Here is a 17,635-nt window from a genome sequence, read left to right as displayed (position 1 = left end):
AGTACCTTTCGAACGGAGAATCCCATGGCAGCGAAGAAAATCCTGTTTTTGACGGGCGATTTTGCGGAAGACTACGAAACGATGGTGCCGTTCCAGGCGCTGCAGATGGTCGGGCACACGGTGCACGCGGTCTGCCCCGGCAAGAAGGCCGGCGACAAGATCAAGACCGCGGTCCACGACTTCGAGGGCGACCAAACCTACACTGAAAAGCCGGGCCACCTTTTCGCGCTGAACGCCTCGTTCGACGAGGCCGACGCCGGCAAGTACGACGCGCTGATGATCGCCGGCGGCCGGGCGCCTGAATACCTGCGCCTCAATTCCACGGTGATCGACCTGGTGAAGGCGTTTGCTGCGGCCGGCAAGCCGATCGCCGCGGTGTGCCACGGCGCGCAGCTGCTGGCGGCGGCCGACGTCATCCGCGGCAAGAAAATCTCCGCCTATCCCACGTGCTCGCCCGAAGTGCGGTTGGCGGGCGGCGAGTATGCGGAGATCGAAGTCACGGACGCCGTCACGGACGGCAATTTCGTGACGGCGCCCGCATGGCCCGCGCATCCGGCGTGGCTTGCACAGTTCCTCAAGCTGCTCGGCACCACCGTGTCGCTATGAGAAAGGGTCGGACCCGACCTGCGGGTCAGACCCTGGTGCGAGGCGTCAGCACCCCTGCGCGGTGCACAGCGTGACGATGTTATTGCTGGTGAAGCGCGCGCCGTTGAAGGTCTGGCCGAAGGTCCCGGTGCAGGTGGTGCTGTCGTAGCCGTGCACCACCGAATCGACGTGGTTGCCGCTGCGGTAGTCGCGGATCCACGGCCCGCCGCTCGACCCGTAGGTCATCGAGCAGCCGGTGTTGAGCACTCCGTTGCCGCCGCAGCTGGCGCTTGGGCTGAAGCTTTCGGACGCGCACAGCTGCAGCGTATTGCCGCCGCCGATGTTGCCCGGGTAGCCGAGCGCATGCTGACTGAGCACGCTGCCGTAGTTCCACGAGCGGCCCAGCCAGCCCGTGTAATACGTCACGCCGTGGCCGGAGCGGTCGTCCTGCAGGGCGATCAGGCACACGTCGGAGGCGACGTCGCCGTTGTTGATCCAGCTGGTGAGCACGCGCGCCTGCGCCCACTGAAACATGCCGTACGGCGCGTTGCCGTTGTTGTAGGCCGGCGCGAACGACCAGCCGCCGATCCAGGTCCGCGTCGAACGGTCCCAGCAGCAGTGCGCCGCGGTGACGATGATGTTCTTGCCGCTGATGACGGACGCCGAGCAGGTGCCGGCATTCGAAAACAGCTTGCCGATCGACGGCGGCGTATTCGAATTGCCGGTTTCCTGATACTGCGTGAAGATATTGGCGGTGGCCAGGGCAAGCCCCGACACCCCGATACAAAGAAGCGCAACGACCAGACGGAAAGGCGATTGACGACGAAGTGCGTGCGTGACCATTTCAGACCTCCCTGGAATGCGTGTTGTCGGTTATTTTTCGTGCTTCTTCCATTCCTCCGGATACAGCCGGCGCGCTTCGGCGTCCGCTTTCGGATCGGGCGCGCCGCCTTCGGCCGATTCGCCCTTGGCGCTTTCCAGCGCCTTTCGTTCGGCCGCCGTCTGCGCCTTGCGCCTGGGTTTTCCGCTGGTCTTGTTCCAGTCGAGGGGCTGGGCTTTCAGGCGTTCCTCGCGGGTCTGGTACGACGGCTGCGGCATCTGCTTGCCGGTGTCGCTGTCGCGCTTGATGGTGGTGGTGGCGTCCTTTTCCTTGTCCTTCTCCTGGCCGGTGGCGCCGTGCGCCATTGCGACACCGGAAGCAAACAAGATGGCCTGGATAACGATCTTCGACATATCCGCTCCTGATCTATTGAATGAACAATATTTCGCCAAAAATTCAGCGTAGCCCCTATTGCAGCAATGTCAATGCTTTTGTCGCTCGGCGCGGGGAGTGCGGTATCATCCCCCTCATTTCTGATAGTGAAACCTTGCCGTGATCATTTCCAAACCCGAATCCGCGAATGAGCTCTCGTCGCACGCCCTCAACCTGGTCGATTGCGGCGTCATCGTTCTCGACGCCGGCGACCGCATCGTGGTGTGGAACAGCTGGATGGTGGCGCGGTCGGCACGCGCGGCCGCGCGCGTGATCGGCGAGTCGCTGTTCGATGTCTTTCCCGAGCTGCGCGGCTCGCGCATCGAGTCGGCGCTGGGCAGCAAGCAGGCCACCAGGATTCCGCAGTCGCAGAGCCGCGCGCCGTTCCCGCTGCGCGAGGCCGGCAGCTTCGACGGCGAGCGCATCGACCAGGCGGTGACGGTGTCGCCGTTCGACTGCGGCCAGGCGCAGTTCTGCATGATCGAGATCCGCGACATCAGCGGCGCGCTGGACCGCGAGCGCCAGTTGCGGGAGCACGCAGAGGCGCTGCGCGCGCGTTCGTACGTCGACGGCCTGACCGGGATCGCCAACCGGCGCTACTTCGACGTGGCGCTCGAGCGCGAACTGCGGCGCGCACAGCGCCACGGCGGCGAGCTGTCGCTGCTGCTGATGGATATCGATTCGTTCAAGGCCTACAACGATCACTTCGGCCACCAGCAGGGCGACCGCTGCCTGTCCACGGTGGCGCAGGAATTCGCCGGGATGCTCAAGCGGCCGGCCGACGTTGCGGCGCGCTACGGCGGCGAGGAGTTCGCCGCGATCCTGCCCGACACGACGGCGGAACAGGCGCGCGCGCATGCCAACCTGATTCGCGAACATGTGGCCGCGATGGGGATTCCGCACTCGCCGGCGGCGGCGCGTCCGCATGTCACATTGAGTATCGGCGTGGCGAGCTACGCCAAGGATGGATTGGACACTGCGGCGGGCCTGATCGCGGCGGCCGACCAGGCGCTGTATGCCGCCAAACGCGCCGGCCGCGATCGGGTCGTAGTCGACGGCGACCCATTAAATACCCACTTGGGCTAACATCGCTTGTTGGAATCTGCGCCGGGCCGCGAACAGGCCGATAAAGCCGACAATCAGCAGAAAAAGGGTGCTCGGCTCGGGTACCTGTGCTGGAGCAAACGACCGAAGATAATCGGTCCCCGAGGCTGATGAGACGGTGAACGTGACCGGCTGGCCGGATGCGGCCGATACGGAGTTGATGCCGCCCCAGTACAGGGAGTGCGAGGCGTCTGCCAGCCATGCCGATGAGCCTTCAGTGAAAAAGGCAACCGCCTGCATGTCCAGCGAGACGGAAAGGTCGGTGGCTTGTCCGAACGTGAACGGTATGGCCAGGGCAAGCGAGGTTGGTGTTTGCCACACATACTGAATGGTGCCGGTTCCCGCCAAACTGCTCGTGTGCTGGAGTTGGCATGGTGGCGCCGACACGCTGCAACCGCTTGGTTGCAAAGACAGCAGGTCCTGATAGTAAAACGTATCGAACGACGTGGCCACGCTGAGGTCCCCCCGTGCATAACCTGTCGGTTCGCCCTGGTGGGATAAATCACGATCGAAGAAGATGGTTGCATTGAGCGTGCCGGCCTGGCCCTCAAGCCCGGCCGCGGTAAAGGTCAACTGATCGCTGAAGCCGACACCGGACCGCGCGGTAAACGAACCGTATGGATCGTCAGTGGCGCTCGCGGTCGCTTTGGCTTTTAGAATTCCGTATTCGGCCAGCGCGAACGTGCCGGCGCTGCCCCACGGGTCGGCGATGCTGCGCTCCACCGGGCCGACAGGATTGAAAATATATTCATTGATCGCGCCTCCGAAAATGCCGGAAGGTCTGTCCAGTTGCGCCAGCGCGAACGTGGACGCGTGCGAGGCGACGCTGCTCATCAGCGCGGTGGCCAGTGAAACGATGGCGGCGAATTTAACATTGAGAATCATGGAATGCCTCCTGATTATCGTGTGACGATTAAAGGCGCGGGAGTGTCGAGCTGCGACATGATTGCGGCGCGCGAGCAGGTCCCTGCGAAGCAAGAAGAATGCCCCTTTTCTTTATTGCAATCGAATCAAGCACTTGCGATCCTTCGATCCGGGGAAGTTCATGACTGTGTAAAATATTTCGACAATACCAATTTCAATTACGGCAAGACCGCGGTGCGGCGAACGGCCGGCTAAGGACGGGACTTGAATATGGCTGCACTGGAACACGGCAAGCGGATATTGGCCGGCATGGCGGCAGCACTGATATGCTGGGGCGCTCACGCGGAGGACTGCATCCGCAGCACGCCTTCTCCGATTTTTGCGACCGATCGCGCCGGTCTCGGCTCACACGCCTTTGCGCTGAAGTCGGACCACGAGGCGACAGAGCGGTTCCGGCTGCCCTCGGGGATGCAGGTGGAAGTGGAGCTTGGCGGGTGCGAGTATTTCGTCACAACGTTCCGGTTCCAGTCGAAAGCGCATTCGGCGGTCGACGGTTACAAGGAAGCGGCGTCGCTGCTTGGCATGCTGCAAGGCGAGCACGCGGACACCACCTTCGATCTCAATCTGGCCGCGGCGACGCTGTTGAAAGAAGCGGGCAGGAAGCCGCGGCTGGGTCGCGAGCTTGCGGTTCACGGCGATGGCGTGCCGCCGTTGGAGGCGATCGTCACGGTCGGCCGAAGGAAAGCGTCGGGCCCTCTCGAAGTCACGCTGTTTCGTGGGCCGCTGTGAACACCAGGTCTGCCCCCGCGGGGTCAGACCCCAACCGCGAAGCGGCCGCAGGCTAGTACTCGCGGCGTTCCGGCTTGATCTCCTGCAGGATCGTGGTCGCGATCTCTTCGATCGACTTGGTGGTCGACGACAGCCAGCGGATGCCTTCGCGCTTCATCATCAGCTCGGCCTCGTTGACCTCGTAGCGGCAGTTCTCGATCGACGCGTACTTGCTGCCGGCGCGGCGCTCGTGCCGGATCTCCGACAGCCGCTCGGGAGTGATGCTCAGGCCGAAAATCTTGTGGCGGAACGGCGGCAGCGACGACGGCAGCTTGCCGCGCTCGAAGTCGTCCGGAATCAGCGGGTAGTTGGCCGCCTTGATCCCGTACTGCATCGCCAGGTACAAACTGGTCGGCGTCTTGCCCGACCTCGACACGCCCACCAGAATCACGTCGGCCGACGACAGGTTCTTGTGCGACTGGCCGTCGTCATGCGCCAGCGAGAAGTTGATCGCCTCGATGCGCGCCTTGTACTCCTGGCTGTCGACGATGTTGTGCGAGCGACCGATGGTGTGGGTCGACATCACGCCCAGTTCCTGCTCGAGCGGCGCCACGAAAGTCTGGATCAGGTCCATGTGCATGCCGTTGGCGGTGCGGATGATGGTCGACAGGTCCGGTTTCACCAGCGTCGAAAACACGATCGGCCGCTGCTGGTCGAGGGCGCACGTCTCGTTGATCTTGCGCACCGCGTCGCGCGCCTTGTCGGCCGTGTCGATGAACGGCATCCGGACCTGGCGAAAGCGCATCTCGAACTGGCTGAGCACCGCGTGGCCGAAGGTTTCGGCGGTGATGCCGGTGCCGTCGGAGACGAAAAACACCGTATTCGGCGACGGCGGCATGGTAGGGCGCGTTTCAGTGGTCATAAAGTGGTATGAAGTGGCTTAAATAGTTTCAAGATTGTGATCTGTAAATTGCACGCCGGCCCATGTAGAATGCTCGGCAACGGATTTGATTGTGCTGCACACGGCCAAAAATAACAAGAAAACCCGAGTCGGCAGCCTCACGCGAAGATTTCTATCATCAGTAAGGGTGTTTTTATGACCAACGCAGCAATGAAGGATCCCGGCCAGGCGGTGTATGTCGCCTCGTTCGAGAACTTGCGCATGACCGATGTCGAATCGGTCGGCGGCAAGAACGCTTCCCTCGGGGAGATGATCAGCCAGCTCGCCGAAGCCGGCGTGCGCGTGCCGGGCGGCTTTGCCACCACGGCCGACGCATTTCGCGACTTCCTCAACCACGGCATCGACGGCGGCCCGTCGCTGGGCGACCGCATCGCGACCCGCCTCGAAGGCCTGAACATCGACGACGTGCGCTCGCTCGCCGCCGCCGGCGCCGAGATCCGCCAGTGGATTGTCGAGACCCCGTTCCAGCCGCGCCTGCAAAAGGAAATCGAGGAATTCTACGACCGCCTGGTGGCCGATTCGAGCACCGAGATGTCGTTCGCCGTGCGCTCGTCGGCGACCGCCGAAGACCTCCCGGACGCCTCGTTCGCGGGCCAGCAGGAGACCTTCCTGAACGTGGTCGGCATCGACAACGTGCTCGAAGCGATGAAGCACGTGTTCGCCTCGCTGTACAACGACCGCGCGATCTCGTACCGCGTGCACAAGGGCTTTACCCACGCCGAAGTGGCATTGTCGGCCGGCGTGCAGCGCATGGTCCGCTCCGACCTCGGCGCGGCCGGCGTGATGTTCACCATCGACACCGAGTCGGGCTTCGAAGACGTGGTGTTCGTCACCTCCAGCTACGGCCTGGGCGAGACGGTGGTTCAGGGCGCGGTCAACCCGGACGAGTTCTACGTGCACAAGCCGATGCTCAAGCTGGGCAAGTCGCCGGTCATCCGCCGCAACATCGGCTCGAAGCTGATCAAGATGGAATTCACCGCCGACCAGAAGGCCGGCCGCTCGGTCAAGACCGTCGACGTGCCGATCGAGCAGCGCAACCGCTATTCGCTGACCGACGCCGAAGTGGTCGAACTGGCCAAGTACGCCGTCATCATCGAGGACCACTACAAGCGTCCGATGGACATCGAGTGGGGCAAGGACGGCCGCGACGGCAAGCTGTACATCCTGCAGGCGCGCCCGGAGACGGTCAAGTCGCAGCAGACCGCCACCGACGCGCAGCAGCGCTTCAAGCTGAAGGGCAGCGGCACCGTGCTGACCTCTGGCCGCGCGATCGGCCAGAAAATCGGCGCCGGTCCCGTGCGCGTCATCACCGATCCGTCCCAGATGGACCGGGTGCAGCCGGGCGACGTGCTGGTGGCCGACATGACCGACCCTAACTGGGAGCCGGTGATGAAGCGCGCATCGGCGATCGTCACCAACCGCGGCGGCCGCACCTGCCACGCGGCGATCATCGCGCGCGAACTGGGCGTGCCCGCGGTCGTCGGCTGCGGCGACGCCACCGACATCCTCAAGGACGGCACCTTCGTCACCGTGTCCTGCGCCGAAGGCGACGAGGGCATGATCTACGATGGCCTGATCGAAACCGAAGTGTCGGAAGAGATGCGCGGCGAACTGCCGGAGATCCCGGTGAAGATCACCATGAACATCGGTAACCCGCAAATGGCGTTCGACTTCCAGTCGATCCCGAACGGCGGCGTGGGCCTGGCCCGTCTCGAGTTCATCATCAACAACAACATCGGCGTGCACCCGAAGGCGATCCTCGAATATCCGAACATCGATGCGGACCTGAAGAAGGCGGTCGAATCGGTCGCGCGCGGCCATGCATCGCCACGCGCGTTCTACGTCGACAAGCTGGCCGAAGGCATCGCCACTATCGGCGCGGCGTTCTGGCCGAAGCCGGTGATCGTGCGCCTGTCCGACTTCAAGTCGAACGAGTACAAGAAGCTGATCGGCGGTTCGCGCTACGAGCCGGACGAAGAGAACCCGATGTTGGGCTTCCGCGGCGCGGCGCGCTACCTGGCTGCCGATTTCGCCGGCGCCTTCGAGATGGAATGCGCGGCGATGAAGCGCGTGCGTAACGACATGGGCCTGACCAACGTCGAGATCATGGTGCCGTTCGTGCGGACGCTGGGCCAGGCCGAGAAGGTGATCAAGCTGCTGGCGGCCAATGGCCTCGAGCGCGGCAAGGACGGCCTGCGCATCATCATGATGTGCGAGGTGCCGTCGAACGCGATCCTGGCCGACGAGTTCCTCGAGTTCTTCGACGGCTTCTCGATCGGTTCGAACGACCTGACCCAGCTGACGCTGGGCCTGGACCGCGATTCGGGCATCGCGCTGCTGGCGGCCGATTTCGACGAGCGCGATCCGGCGGTCAAGGCGATGCTGTCGCGCGCCATCCAGGCTTGCCGCAAGCAGGGCAAGTACGTCGGCATCTGCGGCCAGGGTCCGTCGGACCACCCGGACTTCGCGGCGTGGCTGATGGCCGAAGGGATCGAGTCGATGTCGCTGAACCCGGACTCGGTGATCGACACCTGGCAGAAGCTGGCGGCCATCAAGCAGTGAGGCAGGTTGGCTATACAATTCAGTAGTTGACTCTGCGCGCAAACGCGCTAGACTGACACTATTGGAATGTTTGACAAAATAGCCATCAAAACTCATCGCATCATCAAGCAAACCCTCGTGGCCCGATCCGGGCAGCGGGGGTTTTGTTTTTTTTGCGCTGCGCATTCAACGAAAAGGACTGACATGGCGGACTGGATCAACTGGCTGGTAGCAGCGGGCGTACTGGTGGTGATGGAGCTGTTCACCGGGACGTTCTATTTGCTGATGATCGCCATCGGCCTGGCGTTCGGCGCGCTGGCGGCGTATTTCGGCATGAGCGGCGCGGTGCAGACGATCGTCGCCGCGGCGGTCGGCGTGGTGGCTACCGGGCTGCTGCACCGCAGCCACCTGGGCCGGCCGGCGCGCGGCAGCGCGGCGCGCGACCCCAACGTCAACATCGACATCGGCCAGCACCTGACGGTCGACGAATGGCATGGCTGCAAAGCGCGGGTGATGTACCGCGGCGCCTTGTGGGACGTGGAGCTGGGGCAGGGCGGCCATCCGCAGGCGGGCGTATTCAAGATCGTGGAAATCCAGGGCAGCCGGCTGATCGTCACCGGCGCTTGATAGATTCTTTCAAAAAAAGGCAAAAAATGGAATTTAATTTCGGAACCGTGGCGCTGGTGCTGTTCGTCATTGCGCTGGTGTTCGTGTTCAAGACGATTAACGTGGTGCCGCAGCAGCACGCCTGGGTGGTCGAGCGGCTCGGCAAATACCATGCGACGCTGGCGCCTGGCCTGAACATCGTGATCCCGTTCATCGACCGCGTCGCCTACAAGCACATCCTGAAAGAGATCCCGCTCGACGTGCCGCCGCAGGTCTGCATCACGCGCGACAACACGCAGCTGCAGGTCGACGGCATCCTGTACTTCCAGATCACCGACGCGATGCGCGCCTCGTACGGCTCGTCGAACTACATCGCCGCGATCACCCAGCTGGCGCAGACCACGCTTCGTTCGGTGATCGGCAAGATGGAGCTCGACAAGACGTTCGAGGAGCGCGACCACATCAACACCACCATCGTCAATGCGATCGACGAGTCGGCCGCCAACTGGGGCGTGAAGGTGCTGCGCTACGAGATCAAGGACCTGACGCCGCCGAAGGAGATCCTGCACGCGATGCAGGCGCAGATCACCGCCGAGCGCGAAAAGCGCGCGCTGATCGCCGCCTCCGAAGGCCGCAAGCAGGAACAGATCAACATCGCCGACGGCGAGCGCGCCGCGGCGATTGCCCGCTCTGAGGGCGAGAAGCAGGCGTCGATCAACCGCGCCCAGGGCCAGGCCGCGGCAATCGTCGCGCTGGCCGACGCCAGCGCCACCGCGCTGCGCCAGATCGGCGGCGCGATCAACGAGCCGGGCGGGCACGATGCGGTCAACCTGCGCGTGGCCGAGAAGTATGTCGACGCGTTCGCCAACCTGGCCAAGACCAACAACTCGATCATCGTGCCGTCCAACCTGGGCGAGATGAGCGGCATGATCGCCAGCGCCATGCAGATCGTGAAGGCGCAGAAGTGACGTTGCGCGTCGTCGCGGTGCCCGCGGGCCGCGACCGGCGCCGCGCTGCGGCGGCAGTGCGTCGATGCTGTCGGTTTTTTTTACACCAGTTTTGCTCTAATAATCGTAGCATTCGCCGTCGACATGCACGCCGTCATTCTTGCGCCCCGGCACGCGCCGATCATGGTTCCGTCGGAAATTCTTACACCTGCTGGGCGTTGGACAGAGACCTTGCTGGGTATTTACGCTGTGGCCCGGATATTGCTATACCCCTCCTCAATAATTATTAAAAGTAGTTTTTGCCAATTTCCTGGGGAGGAGACGCAGTGGGACACCTATTGTCGAAACAAAAGCGGGTCGGGCGCAGTCGGTATGCATCGTTGATAAAGGCGCTGGTGGCAGGGTGCCTGGCGTTGTGCGGGACCTTCGCGCACGCGGGCCTGATCACCTTGTCGAGCAGCCAGGCTGGCGGCACCGTCACGCTGACGGTCACCGACAGCAATCCCGCCGATATGTGCGCCGGCGGCCTGTGCGCCGCCGATTTCACGATCGGTTTCGATCCGGCTGCGCTCTCGTTCATTCCCGGTTCCGAGACCTCCAATTTCTTCGTTCTCGCAGGCGCCGGAGCCAGCGGGGAGGTGCAGGTCAGTTTCGTGACCCTCGACGCCATCAACTTCGCCGGGGGCCCGGAAGCGCTGTTCACCCTCGGCTTCAACGCGCTGCTGACGCAATCGGTCGTGGTGACGATCGTCCCCACCGATTTCGGTGTTCCCGTGCTGGACCAATACCTGCCGGCGGCGGCCAACGCCACCGTGAGCGTCCAGGGCCCTGCCGCCCAGGTCCCGGAACCGAATACCGCGTTGCTCGCATTGCTCGCGCTGGCAGGCCTGGCGTGGCGCCGACGAACCAACCTGGCGCAAGACCAGCGACTCCAGCCCTCAGTGTAGGCGGCCGCCGTGGCGCCGAACAACGGGCCTGCGGTTTCCGCCAGCGCCGGCGCGCCCGCACCGTCCGGCAAACTGGGCGATGCGGCCGATGCGCGCGCCTTCCTGCAGGCGTGGCTGGCGATCGCGGTGGCGCGCCTGCCGGGCCTGTCCGGCGCGCTGCTGCTGGTCGAAGACGACGCTGGTGCTCTGGTGCCGGGCGCGCGCTGGCCTGAGCACATCGGCGACGCCTCGCCGTTCGCCGAAGCCGCCCAGCGCTGCGTCGATGAACGGCGCGACGTCGTGCTGCCGCTGGGCGAGCAGGCTACCGCCGGCGCGCCGCAGCCGATGGCGCGGGCAGTGGTGGCCACGCCCATCTTCAGCAACGAACGCCTGATCGGCGCACTGGTCTTCATCACGCGCTGCCGCGGCGATGCCGAACTCGAACGCGCGATCGCCGACGTCCAATGGGGCGCGGGCTGGATCGACGCGCTGGCGCGCAGCCGCGGCCGCGAGGGCGAGCAGGCCGCGCTGATGCGGGCGCGCCGCGCGCTCGACGTGGTCGCGCTGCTGGGCCAGTACGACCGTCTCGACGACGCCTGCGCCGCCGTCGCCGCCGAACTGGCGCGCGCGGTCGGCGGCATGCGGGTGGCGATCGGCCTGGTCACGCGGGGCGGCAGGATGCGCCTGGTGGCGCTGTCGCATGCCGCCTGGTTCGAGCGCAGCAGCCAGCAGGCCGCGGCGCTGGAGAACGCGATGGGCGAAGCGGTCGAACAGCGCGTCAGCCTGAGCTGGCCGGCGCTCGAAGGCGACCGCCTGCGCATCAACCATGCCCAGCACCAGCTGGCCGGCGCGATGCCCGGTCCGGATGGCGCGGCCGGCGGCGTGCTGACGGTGCCGATCGTGGCCGGCGCGCGCGCGGTCGGCGCGCTGACCTGGCACCTGCCGGCCGCTGCGGTCACCCCGGCCCTGCTGTCCCAGATCGAGGGCGTGGCGGTGGTGCTGGCGCCGCTGCTGGCGCGCCTGCAGGACGAGTCGCGCTGGTTCACCGGCGCGGCGCCGGCAGCCCTGCGCCGCGCCTGGGCCACCCTGGCCGATCCGCGCCGCCCGGCGTTCGCCGCCGGCGCGGTGCTGCTGGCGCTGCTGCTGGCGGCGCTGGCGCTGGTGCCGGTGACCTACCGCGTGCCGGCGCGCGCCGGCCTGGAAGGGCAGGTGCAGCGGGTGCTGGCCGCGCCGTTCGAGGGTTTTGTCGCCGAGGCGCCGGTGCGCGCCGGCCAGCGCGTGGCGCGCGGCGAACTGCTGGCGCGGCTGGACGACCGCGACCTGCTGATCGAGCAGGCCAGGCAGACCTCGGAACTGGCCCAGCAGGACCAGAAACTGTCCGAGGCGGTGGCGCGCCACGACCGCGCCGGCGCCGCGGTGATCGGCGCGCAGCTGGCCGAGACCGAAGCAAAACTGGCGCAGGTGACGCAGCGGCTGCAGCGCACCCGGGTCGAAGCGCCGTTCGACGGCGTGGTGGTCGCGGGCGACTGGTCGCAGGCGATCGGCAGCCCGGTCGAGCAAGGCAAACCGCTGTTCACGCTGGCGCCGCTGACCGGCTACCGGGTAGTGCTCAAGGTCGACGAGCGCGACGTGCGCGACGTCGCCCCAGGCCAGCGCGGCGCGCTGGTGCTGTCCGGGATGACCGGGCGCCAGTTGCCGTTCACCGTGCGCCAGGTGTCGGTCGCCGTCGCCGAAGACGGCGCCAACCTGTTTCGCGTCGAGGCCGACCTGGATGGAACGCCCGAGCGCCTGCGTCCCGGCATGGAAGGCGTGGGCAAGGTCGACGCCGGCGAACGCACCTTGCTGTGGATCGCCACCCGCCGCCTGGTCGACTGGGCGCGTGTGGCCTGGTGGCGCTACACGCCCTGAGCCATGAGCCAGCAATTCGAATCGACGCACTGGTACCGCGTCGCCGCCGTCAAGCCGCGGCTGGCGCCGGAGCTGCGCGTGCAGCGCCAGTCTGTGCGCGGGGGGCCCTGTTATGTGCTGTTCGACCCGCTCAACCAGCGCACCCACCGCCTGACGCCGGAGGCTTGGTTCCTGGTTTCGCGCATGGACGGCAGCCAGAGCGTGGCCCAGTTGTGGCAGGCCGCGGTGGCGCAGCTGGGCGACCAGGCGCCGCCGCAGGACGAGGTGATCGAGCTGCTGTCGCAGCTGCACGAAAGCGACGCGCTGGCGTCCGACACGCTGCCCGACCTGGATGACCTGAAACGGCGCCGCGACAAGCAGCGCCGCATGCGCTGGCAGCGCAACCTGGTCAATCCGATGGCGCTGCGGTTCCGGCTGTGGGATCCGGACGCCTTCCTGCGGCGCACCCTGCCGGCGGTGTCCTGGCTGTTCGGCCGCTGGGGCGCACTGCTGTGGCTCGCCGCCGCGCTGCCGGCGGCGGTGCTGGCGGTGACGCACTGGCGCGAGATCAGCGGCAATGCGTCGGACCAGTTGCTGTCGGCGGCAAGCCTGCTGACGCTGCTGGCGGTCTACCCGGCGGTCAAGCTGCTGCACGAGATGGCGCACGCGTGGGCCGCGCGGCGCGGCGGCGCCGAGGTGCACGACATGGGGCTGATGTTCCTGCTGTTCATGCCAGTGCCCTACGTCGACGCTTCCGGCAGCAGCGCGTTTCCGCGCAAGGGCCAGCGCGCGCTAGTGGCGGCCGCCGGCATGCTTACCGAACTGCTGCTCGCCGCGCTGGCGCTGTGGGTCTGGCTGGCCGTCGAGCCGGGCACCGTGCGTTCGCTGGCGTTCAGCGTGATGGTGCTGGGCGGGCTGTCGACCATCCTGTTCAACGGCAATCCGCTGCTGCGTTTCGACGGCTATTTCGTGCTGTGCGACCTGGCCGAGGTGCCCAACCTGGCGCAGCGCAGCAGCCGCCTGTGGCTGTGGCTGATCAAGCGCTATGCGTTCGGTCTGGACCAGGCGCGCGCGCCGGAGATGGCGGCCGGCGAGCGCAAGTGGCTGCTGGCGTACGCCCCGCTGTCGCTGGCGTATCGGCTGTTCATCACGGTCGGCATCGCGCTGTTCCTGGCCAGCGAATACCTGTACCTGGGACTGGCGCTCGGCGTGTGGGGGGTGCTCACCCAGTTCGCGTGGCCGCTGATGAAAGGCTTGCGCTGGCTGTGGTCCGGCTCCGAGCTGGTGGGGCGGCGCATGCGCCCGGCGCTGGCGACGCTGGCGGCCACCACGTTGGCCGCGCTGCTGCTGCTGGTGCTGCCGGCGCCGATGAGCACCTACGCGCAAGGCGTGGTGTGGCCGGCCGAGTCGGCCCAGCTGCGCGCGGCCGAAGCGGGATTCGTCGGCGCACTGCGGCTGCGTTCGGGCATGCCGGCGCGCGCCGACATGCTGGTGGCGAGCCTGGCCAACGATGGCATCGAGCGCGAACAGGCCACCGCCGAAGCCCGCTACGAGCAGGAATTCGGCCGCTGGCGCGCGGCGCTGGCGGCCACCAGCGCGGCTGGCGACCCGGCCCAGGCCCGGGTCGAAGCCGAAGTGCGCGCCAGCGCGTTGCGCCAGGCCGAGCGCGATCTGGCGTATGCCGAAACGCGCCACGGCGCGCTCCACGTGGTCGCCCGCCGCAGCGGCACCGCGGTGCTGCCGCTGGCCGAAGACCTGCCGGGCCGCTGGCTGCGCAAGGGCGACAGCATCGGCCACGTGCTCACCGGCGAGGCGCCGACGGTGCGCGTGGTGGTGACCCAGGACGACATCGCGGCGGTGCGCGGCGGGCTGAAACGGATCGAAGTGCGGCTGGCCGGCGCGCTGGACCGGCGCTACGTGGCGCGGATGGTGCGCGAGATCCCGGCCGGCGACAGTGCCTTGCCGTCGCCGGCGCTGTCGCTCGAGCACGGCGGCACGATCGCGGTGGCGCCGGGCGCGCAGCAGGAGCAGCCGCGCGCGCTGAACCGGGTGTTCCAGTTCGACCTGCAGCTGCCCCCGGCGGCGCTGGGGGCGCTGGTGGGGGAACGCGCCCACGTGCGCTTCGTCCAGGCCGACCAGCCGCTCGGCCTGCAAGGCTGGCGCCGGTTGCAGCAACTGCTGCTTAGCCGGCTGACACTCTGATGCGAACCGGACCGCCATGATACGCGCCGCGCTATCCTGCTCCGCCGCCACGCTCGAACCGGCTCCCTGGATCGAGCGTTCCGAGGCGCGCCAGAACGGCTTCGACCGCGCCTTGCTGCACGCGCTGGGGATGCTGCTGGCGGCGGCCAGTCCGCTGCGGCGCCATCGCCTGCGTCGTTTCGCCGCGCGCGTGATGGCGCACGACGGCGCGCTGCAGGCGGCCGCCGAGGCCGACCTGGCGGTCCAGGCGCGCGAACTGCGCGCCGCGCTGCTGGCGTCCGGCCTGCAGGAAGCGCTGGTGGCGCAGGCCTTCGCGCTGGTGCGCGAGGTCAGCGGCCGGCTGCTCGGCAAGCGTCACTTCCCGGTGCAGCTGATGGGCGGACGGGCGATCCTCGACGGCGCCATCGCCGAAATGGCCACCGGCGAAGGGAAGACCCTGACCGCGCTGCTGCCGGCGGTGACGATGGCGCTGGCCGGGGTGCCGGTGCACGTGGTGACGGTCAACGATTACCTGACAAAGCGCGATTCGCAAGAGATGGGCAAGGTCTACGAATGGTTCGGCCTCTCGGTCGGCCAGGTGCTGCCCGACCAGAAGCCGGAGCAGCGGCGCGCGGCCTACCGCGCCGATGTCGCCTACTGCGTCAACAAGGACTTAACCTTCGACTACCTGCGCGACCGCATCGAGGCGCTGCGCGGCACGCTGGGCGGCCGCGCCAGTGTGGCGGGCCTGGTGGCCGGGCGCGGCGCGCCGCCGTCGCTGCTGCGCGGGCTGTGGTTCGCCATCGTCGACGAGGCCGATAGCATCTTCATCGACGAAGCGCGCACGCCGCTGATCATCTCGGCCTCGATGCCGGGCGGCGCCGGGGCGGACGAATACGACGCCGCGCTGGCGCTGGCGGCCACGCTGCAACCCGGCGCGGACTTCCTGCTGCGCGAGCGCGAACGCCAGGCGCTGCTGACCGAAGCGGGCCGCGACCGGGTGCTGGCGTGCGACGCGCCGCACCTGCCGGCCGCGCGGGTGGACCGCACCCGGGTGGTCGAACAGGCGCTCGGCGCCTTGCACTGCTACGAGCGCGACCGCCACTACATCGTGGCCGGCGACAAGGTGCAGATCGTCGACGAATACACCGGCCGCGTGATGCCGGACCGCTCGTGGGAATCGGGGCTGCACCAGATGGTCGAGCGCAAGGAAGCGCTGGCGGTGACCGACCGCCGCCACACCACCGCGCGCATCACCTACCAGCGCATGTTCCGGCGCTACCTGCGGGTCGGCGGCATGAGCGGCACCGTGGTGGAGGCGGCCGGCGAGCTGAAGTCGGTGCTGGGCCTGGACGTGGTGCGCATTCCCACCCACCGGCCAATCCAGCGGCGCGACCTCGGCGCGCGCCTGTTCCGCCATGGCGCGGCGCGCGACGCCGCCGCCGCAGCAGCCGCAGTCGCCGCGGCGGCGCAGGGGCGCGCGGCGCTGATCGGCACGCGCTCGGTGGCGGCGTCCGAACGCATCGCCGCGCTGCTGGCGGACGCCGGCGTGGCCCACCGCGTGCTCAACGCCAAGCAGGATGCCGAAGAGGCGTCCATCATCGCCGAGGCGGGCCAGCCCGGGCGCGTCACGGTGGCCACCAACATGGCCGGGCGCGGCACCGACATCCTGCTGGCGCGGGAGGTCAAGGCGGCCGGGGGGCTGCACGTGGTGCTGACCGAATTCCACGACTCGAAGCGCATCGACCGCCAGCTGTACGGGCGCGCCGGCCGTCAGGGCGACCATGGCAGCTTCGAGAGCCTGGTGGCGCTCGACGACGAATTGTTCGGCGCCCATGCCGCGCTGCTGGCGCGCTGGATCGGCGCGCACTGCCGGCCCGACCCGCAAGGGCTGCTGCCCGCCTGGAGCGTGGCGCTGCTGCGCCACTGGGCCCAGGGCCGCGCCGAAGCCCACCACGCCGACGTGCGCGCCCAGACGCTGGGGCGCGAACGCGACACCGACCGATTGCTCGCCTTTGCCGGACGTTCCGAATGACCACCATTGCGCCTACCCTGATGAACCACACCTTCAACAACGGCCGGCGCTGGATGCTGGCCCTGGCCTTGCTGGCCAACAGCGCCGCCGCGGCGGAATTCAACTGCCTGCTGGAGCCGCGCAAGGTGGTCGACCTGCGCAGCCCGTCGATGGGACTGGTCGAGCGGGTGGACGCCGAACGCGGCCAGTTCGTGCGCGCCGGCCAGGTGCTGGTCGCGCTCGACAGCGGGCTGGAACGGGCGGCGCTGAACATCGCGCGCCACCGCGCCACGATGGAAGGGGCGATCAGCACCGGCCAGAGCCGTCTGGCGTTCTCTTCGCAGAAGTACAAGCGGCGCCAGGAGCTGCTGCAGGCGAAATACGTGTCGCAGCAGGATCACGACGAAACCGCCACCGAGATGAAGCTGGCCGCCTCCGAACTGCAGGACGCGCGCGACAACCGCCGCCTGGCCGAACTGGAAGTGAGCCGCAACGAAGAACAGATCCGGCTGCGCGCGATCCGCTCGCCGGTCAGCGGAGTGGTCATCGAACGCAACGTGCATGCCGGCGAACTGGCCGATCCGGGCGAGCAGCGCAAGCCGCTGCTGCGCATCGCCGACATCGCGGTGCTGCACGCCGAGGCGGTGCTGCCCGCCGAAGCCTATTCCTACGTCAAGGCCGGACAGCGCGCCATCGTGCGCGCCGACGTACCGCGCAAGGTGCAGGCCGAGGCGGTCGTGCGGGTGGTCGACAAGGTGCTCGACGCCGCCTCCGGCACCTTCGGGGTCCGGCTGGAGGTTCTCAATCCCGGCCTGGAAATCCCGGCCGGGATCGCGTGCCGGGTCGAGCTGCCCGACGTGCCGGCGCTGCCGGCCAGGCACGAGCGCCGCGCCGGCCCGGCGCGGCCCGCCGGCTGAACGAGCCACCGACAAAACGAGACACCAGCACCAGTAACGAGCACGGACCACGACACGGACAACGGCACCATCACGATTCGAC

Annotated in this window: 16 protein-coding genes; 12 read left to right on the top strand and 4 right to left on the bottom strand. The window is 67.3% G+C overall.

The genetic code is table 11. The features are described 5' to 3' along the window. Positions 1 to 24: 24 nt before the first annotated feature. Positions 25 to 606, top strand: coding sequence for a DJ-1/PfpI family protein (locus AC1D02_RS12495; protein ID WP_477317258.1), 582 nt, complete (start codon positions 25 to 27; stop codon positions 604 to 606). A 45-nt stretch (positions 607 to 651) separates the two neighbouring features. Here the strand turns inward: AC1D02_RS12495 and AC1D02_RS12490 are convergent, their stop codons facing one another. Both AC1D02_RS12490 and AC1D02_RS12485 read right to left on the bottom strand, forming a co-directional pair. Continuing rightward, a complete protein-coding gene (locus AC1D02_RS12490) occupies positions 652 to 1,362 on the bottom strand; it encodes a trypsin-like serine peptidase (RefSeq protein WP_477317256.1) in 711 nt (236 codons plus the stop codon). 96 nt (positions 1,363 to 1,458) lie between these two features. Further along, positions 1,459 to 1,818 carry a hypothetical protein gene (locus AC1D02_RS12485; RefSeq protein WP_477317253.1) on the bottom strand — a complete coding sequence of 120 codons (360 nt, stop codon included), beginning with the start codon at positions 1,816 to 1,818 and terminating at the stop codon, positions 1,459 to 1,461. A gap of 139 nt (positions 1,819 to 1,957) precedes the next feature. Here AC1D02_RS12485 and AC1D02_RS12480 point away from each other — a divergent pair, with 139 nt between their 5' ends. Next, positions 1,958 to 2,923, top strand: a complete 966-nt coding sequence (locus tag AC1D02_RS12480; protein WP_477317251.1) for a diguanylate cyclase domain-containing protein — start codon at positions 1,958 to 1,960, stop codon at positions 2,921 to 2,923. On the opposite strand, the gene AC1D02_RS12475 is transcribed toward AC1D02_RS12480, so the two are convergent. Then, complete coding sequence (locus tag AC1D02_RS12475) at positions 2,903 to 3,826, bottom strand: PEP-CTERM sorting domain-containing protein (RefSeq protein WP_477317249.1); 924 nt, start codon at positions 3,824 to 3,826, stop codon at positions 2,903 to 2,905. The genes AC1D02_RS12480 and AC1D02_RS12475 overlap by 21 nt on opposite strands. Positions 3,827 to 3,829: 3 nt before the next feature. On the opposite strand from AC1D02_RS12475, the gene AC1D02_RS12470 reads away from it, so the two are divergent. Together AC1D02_RS12470 and AC1D02_RS12465 are read left to right on the top strand one after the other, a co-directional pair. Beyond that, positions 3,830 to 4,060 carry a hypothetical protein gene (locus tag AC1D02_RS12470; protein WP_477317247.1) on the top strand — a complete coding sequence of 77 codons (231 nt, stop codon included), beginning with the start codon at positions 3,830 to 3,832 and terminating at the stop codon, positions 4,058 to 4,060. A 15-nt stretch (positions 4,061 to 4,075) separates the two neighbouring features. Further along, entirely contained in the window at positions 4,076 to 4,594 is a 519-nt protein-coding gene (locus AC1D02_RS12465) for a hypothetical protein (RefSeq protein WP_477317245.1), read from the top strand. A 52-nt stretch (positions 4,595 to 4,646) separates the two neighbouring features. On the opposite strand, the gene ppsR is transcribed toward AC1D02_RS12465, so the two are convergent. After that, positions 4,647 to 5,495 (bottom strand): posphoenolpyruvate synthetase regulatory kinase/phosphorylase PpsR, encoded by an 849-nt coding sequence (gene ppsR, locus AC1D02_RS12460; RefSeq protein ID WP_477317243.1) that lies wholly within the window; start codon positions 5,493 to 5,495, stop codon positions 4,647 to 4,649. A 174-nt stretch (positions 5,496 to 5,669) separates the two neighbouring features. Here ppsR and ppsA point away from each other — a divergent pair, with 174 nt between their 5' ends. The 8 genes from ppsA (at position 5,670) to AC1D02_RS12420 (ending at position 17,553) form a co-directional block, all read left to right on the top strand. Then, positions 5,670 to 8,096 (top strand): phosphoenolpyruvate synthase, encoded by a 2,427-nt coding sequence (gene ppsA, locus AC1D02_RS12455; protein WP_477317241.1) that lies wholly within the window; start codon positions 5,670 to 5,672, stop codon positions 8,094 to 8,096. A gap of 183 nt (positions 8,097 to 8,279) precedes the next feature. Beyond that, on the top strand, positions 8,280 to 8,702 hold the full coding sequence (locus AC1D02_RS12450; RefSeq protein ID WP_477317239.1) for an NfeD family protein: 423 nt from the start codon (positions 8,280 to 8,282) through the stop codon (positions 8,700 to 8,702). A 26-nt stretch (positions 8,703 to 8,728) separates the two neighbouring features. After that, the gene (locus AC1D02_RS12445) at positions 8,729 to 9,649 is read left to right on the top strand and encodes an SPFH domain-containing protein (RefSeq protein ID WP_477317237.1); all 921 of its coding nucleotides are present in this window, start codon (positions 8,729 to 8,731) and stop codon (positions 9,647 to 9,649) included. A gap of 374 nt (positions 9,650 to 10,023) precedes the next feature. Further along, positions 10,024 to 10,575 (top strand): cohesin domain-containing protein, encoded by a 552-nt coding sequence (locus tag AC1D02_RS12440; RefSeq protein WP_477317235.1) that lies wholly within the window; start codon positions 10,024 to 10,026, stop codon positions 10,573 to 10,575. A gap of 9 nt (positions 10,576 to 10,584) precedes the next feature. Beyond that, entirely contained in the window at positions 10,585 to 12,462 is a 1,878-nt protein-coding gene (locus tag AC1D02_RS12435; protein ID WP_477317233.1) for a GAF domain-containing protein, read from the top strand. A 3-nt stretch (positions 12,463 to 12,465) separates the two neighbouring features. Further along, complete coding sequence (locus AC1D02_RS12430; RefSeq protein ID WP_477317231.1) at positions 12,466 to 14,643, top strand: site-2 protease family protein; 2,178 nt, start codon at positions 12,466 to 12,468, stop codon at positions 14,641 to 14,643. A 16-nt stretch (positions 14,644 to 14,659) separates the two neighbouring features. Beyond that, positions 14,660 to 16,657: a preprotein translocase subunit SecA gene (locus AC1D02_RS12425; protein WP_477317229.1), complete on the top strand. Its 1,998-nt coding sequence runs from the start codon at positions 14,660 to 14,662 to the stop codon at positions 16,655 to 16,657. Beyond that, positions 16,654 to 17,553: an efflux RND transporter periplasmic adaptor subunit gene (locus AC1D02_RS12420; RefSeq protein ID WP_477317227.1), complete on the top strand. Its 900-nt coding sequence runs from the start codon at positions 16,654 to 16,656 to the stop codon at positions 17,551 to 17,553. The genes AC1D02_RS12425 and AC1D02_RS12420 overlap by 4 nt, the downstream gene beginning before the upstream one ends. Positions 17,554 to 17,635: the final 82 nt, after the last annotated feature.

The organism is Massilia sp. P1_C10 (genome assembly GCF_056406475.1).
This window is presented reverse-complemented; position numbering and strand designations above follow the sequence as displayed.

What these genes read in the sequence shown, in the direction of transcription:
- AC1D02_RS12495 (WP_477317258.1), top strand. Translation starts at nt 25, where the DNA reads ATGGCAGCGAAGAAAATCCTGTTTTTGACGGGCGATTTTGCGGAAGAC.
- AC1D02_RS12485 (WP_477317253.1), bottom strand. Translation starts at nt 1,818, where the DNA reads ATGTCGAAGATCGTTATCCAGGCCATCTTGTTTGCTTCCGGTGTCGCA.
- AC1D02_RS12475 (WP_477317249.1), bottom strand. Translation starts at nt 3,826, where the DNA reads ATGATTCTCAATGTTAAATTCGCCGCCATCGTTTCACTGGCCACCGCG.
- AC1D02_RS12470 (WP_477317247.1), top strand. Translation starts at nt 3,830, where the DNA reads ATGCCTCCTGATTATCGTGTGACGATTAAAGGCGCGGGAGTGTCGAGC.
- AC1D02_RS12465 (WP_477317245.1), top strand. Translation starts at nt 4,076, where the DNA reads ATGGCTGCACTGGAACACGGCAAGCGGATATTGGCCGGCATGGCGGCA.
- ppsR (WP_477317243.1), bottom strand. Translation starts at nt 5,495, where the DNA reads ATGACCACTGAAACGCGCCCTACCATGCCGCCGTCGCCGAATACGGTG.
- ppsA (WP_477317241.1), top strand. Translation starts at nt 5,670, where the DNA reads ATGACCAACGCAGCAATGAAGGATCCCGGCCAGGCGGTGTATGTCGCC.
- AC1D02_RS12450 (WP_477317239.1), top strand. Translation starts at nt 8,280, where the DNA reads ATGGCGGACTGGATCAACTGGCTGGTAGCAGCGGGCGTACTGGTGGTG.
- AC1D02_RS12445 (WP_477317237.1), top strand. Translation starts at nt 8,729, where the DNA reads ATGGAATTTAATTTCGGAACCGTGGCGCTGGTGCTGTTCGTCATTGCG.
- AC1D02_RS12430 (WP_477317231.1), top strand. Translation starts at nt 12,466, where the DNA reads ATGAGCCAGCAATTCGAATCGACGCACTGGTACCGCGTCGCCGCCGTC.
- AC1D02_RS12425 (WP_477317229.1), top strand. Translation starts at nt 14,660, where the DNA reads ATGATACGCGCCGCGCTATCCTGCTCCGCCGCCACGCTCGAACCGGCT.
- AC1D02_RS12420 (WP_477317227.1), top strand. Translation starts at nt 16,654, where the DNA reads ATGACCACCATTGCGCCTACCCTGATGAACCACACCTTCAACAACGGC.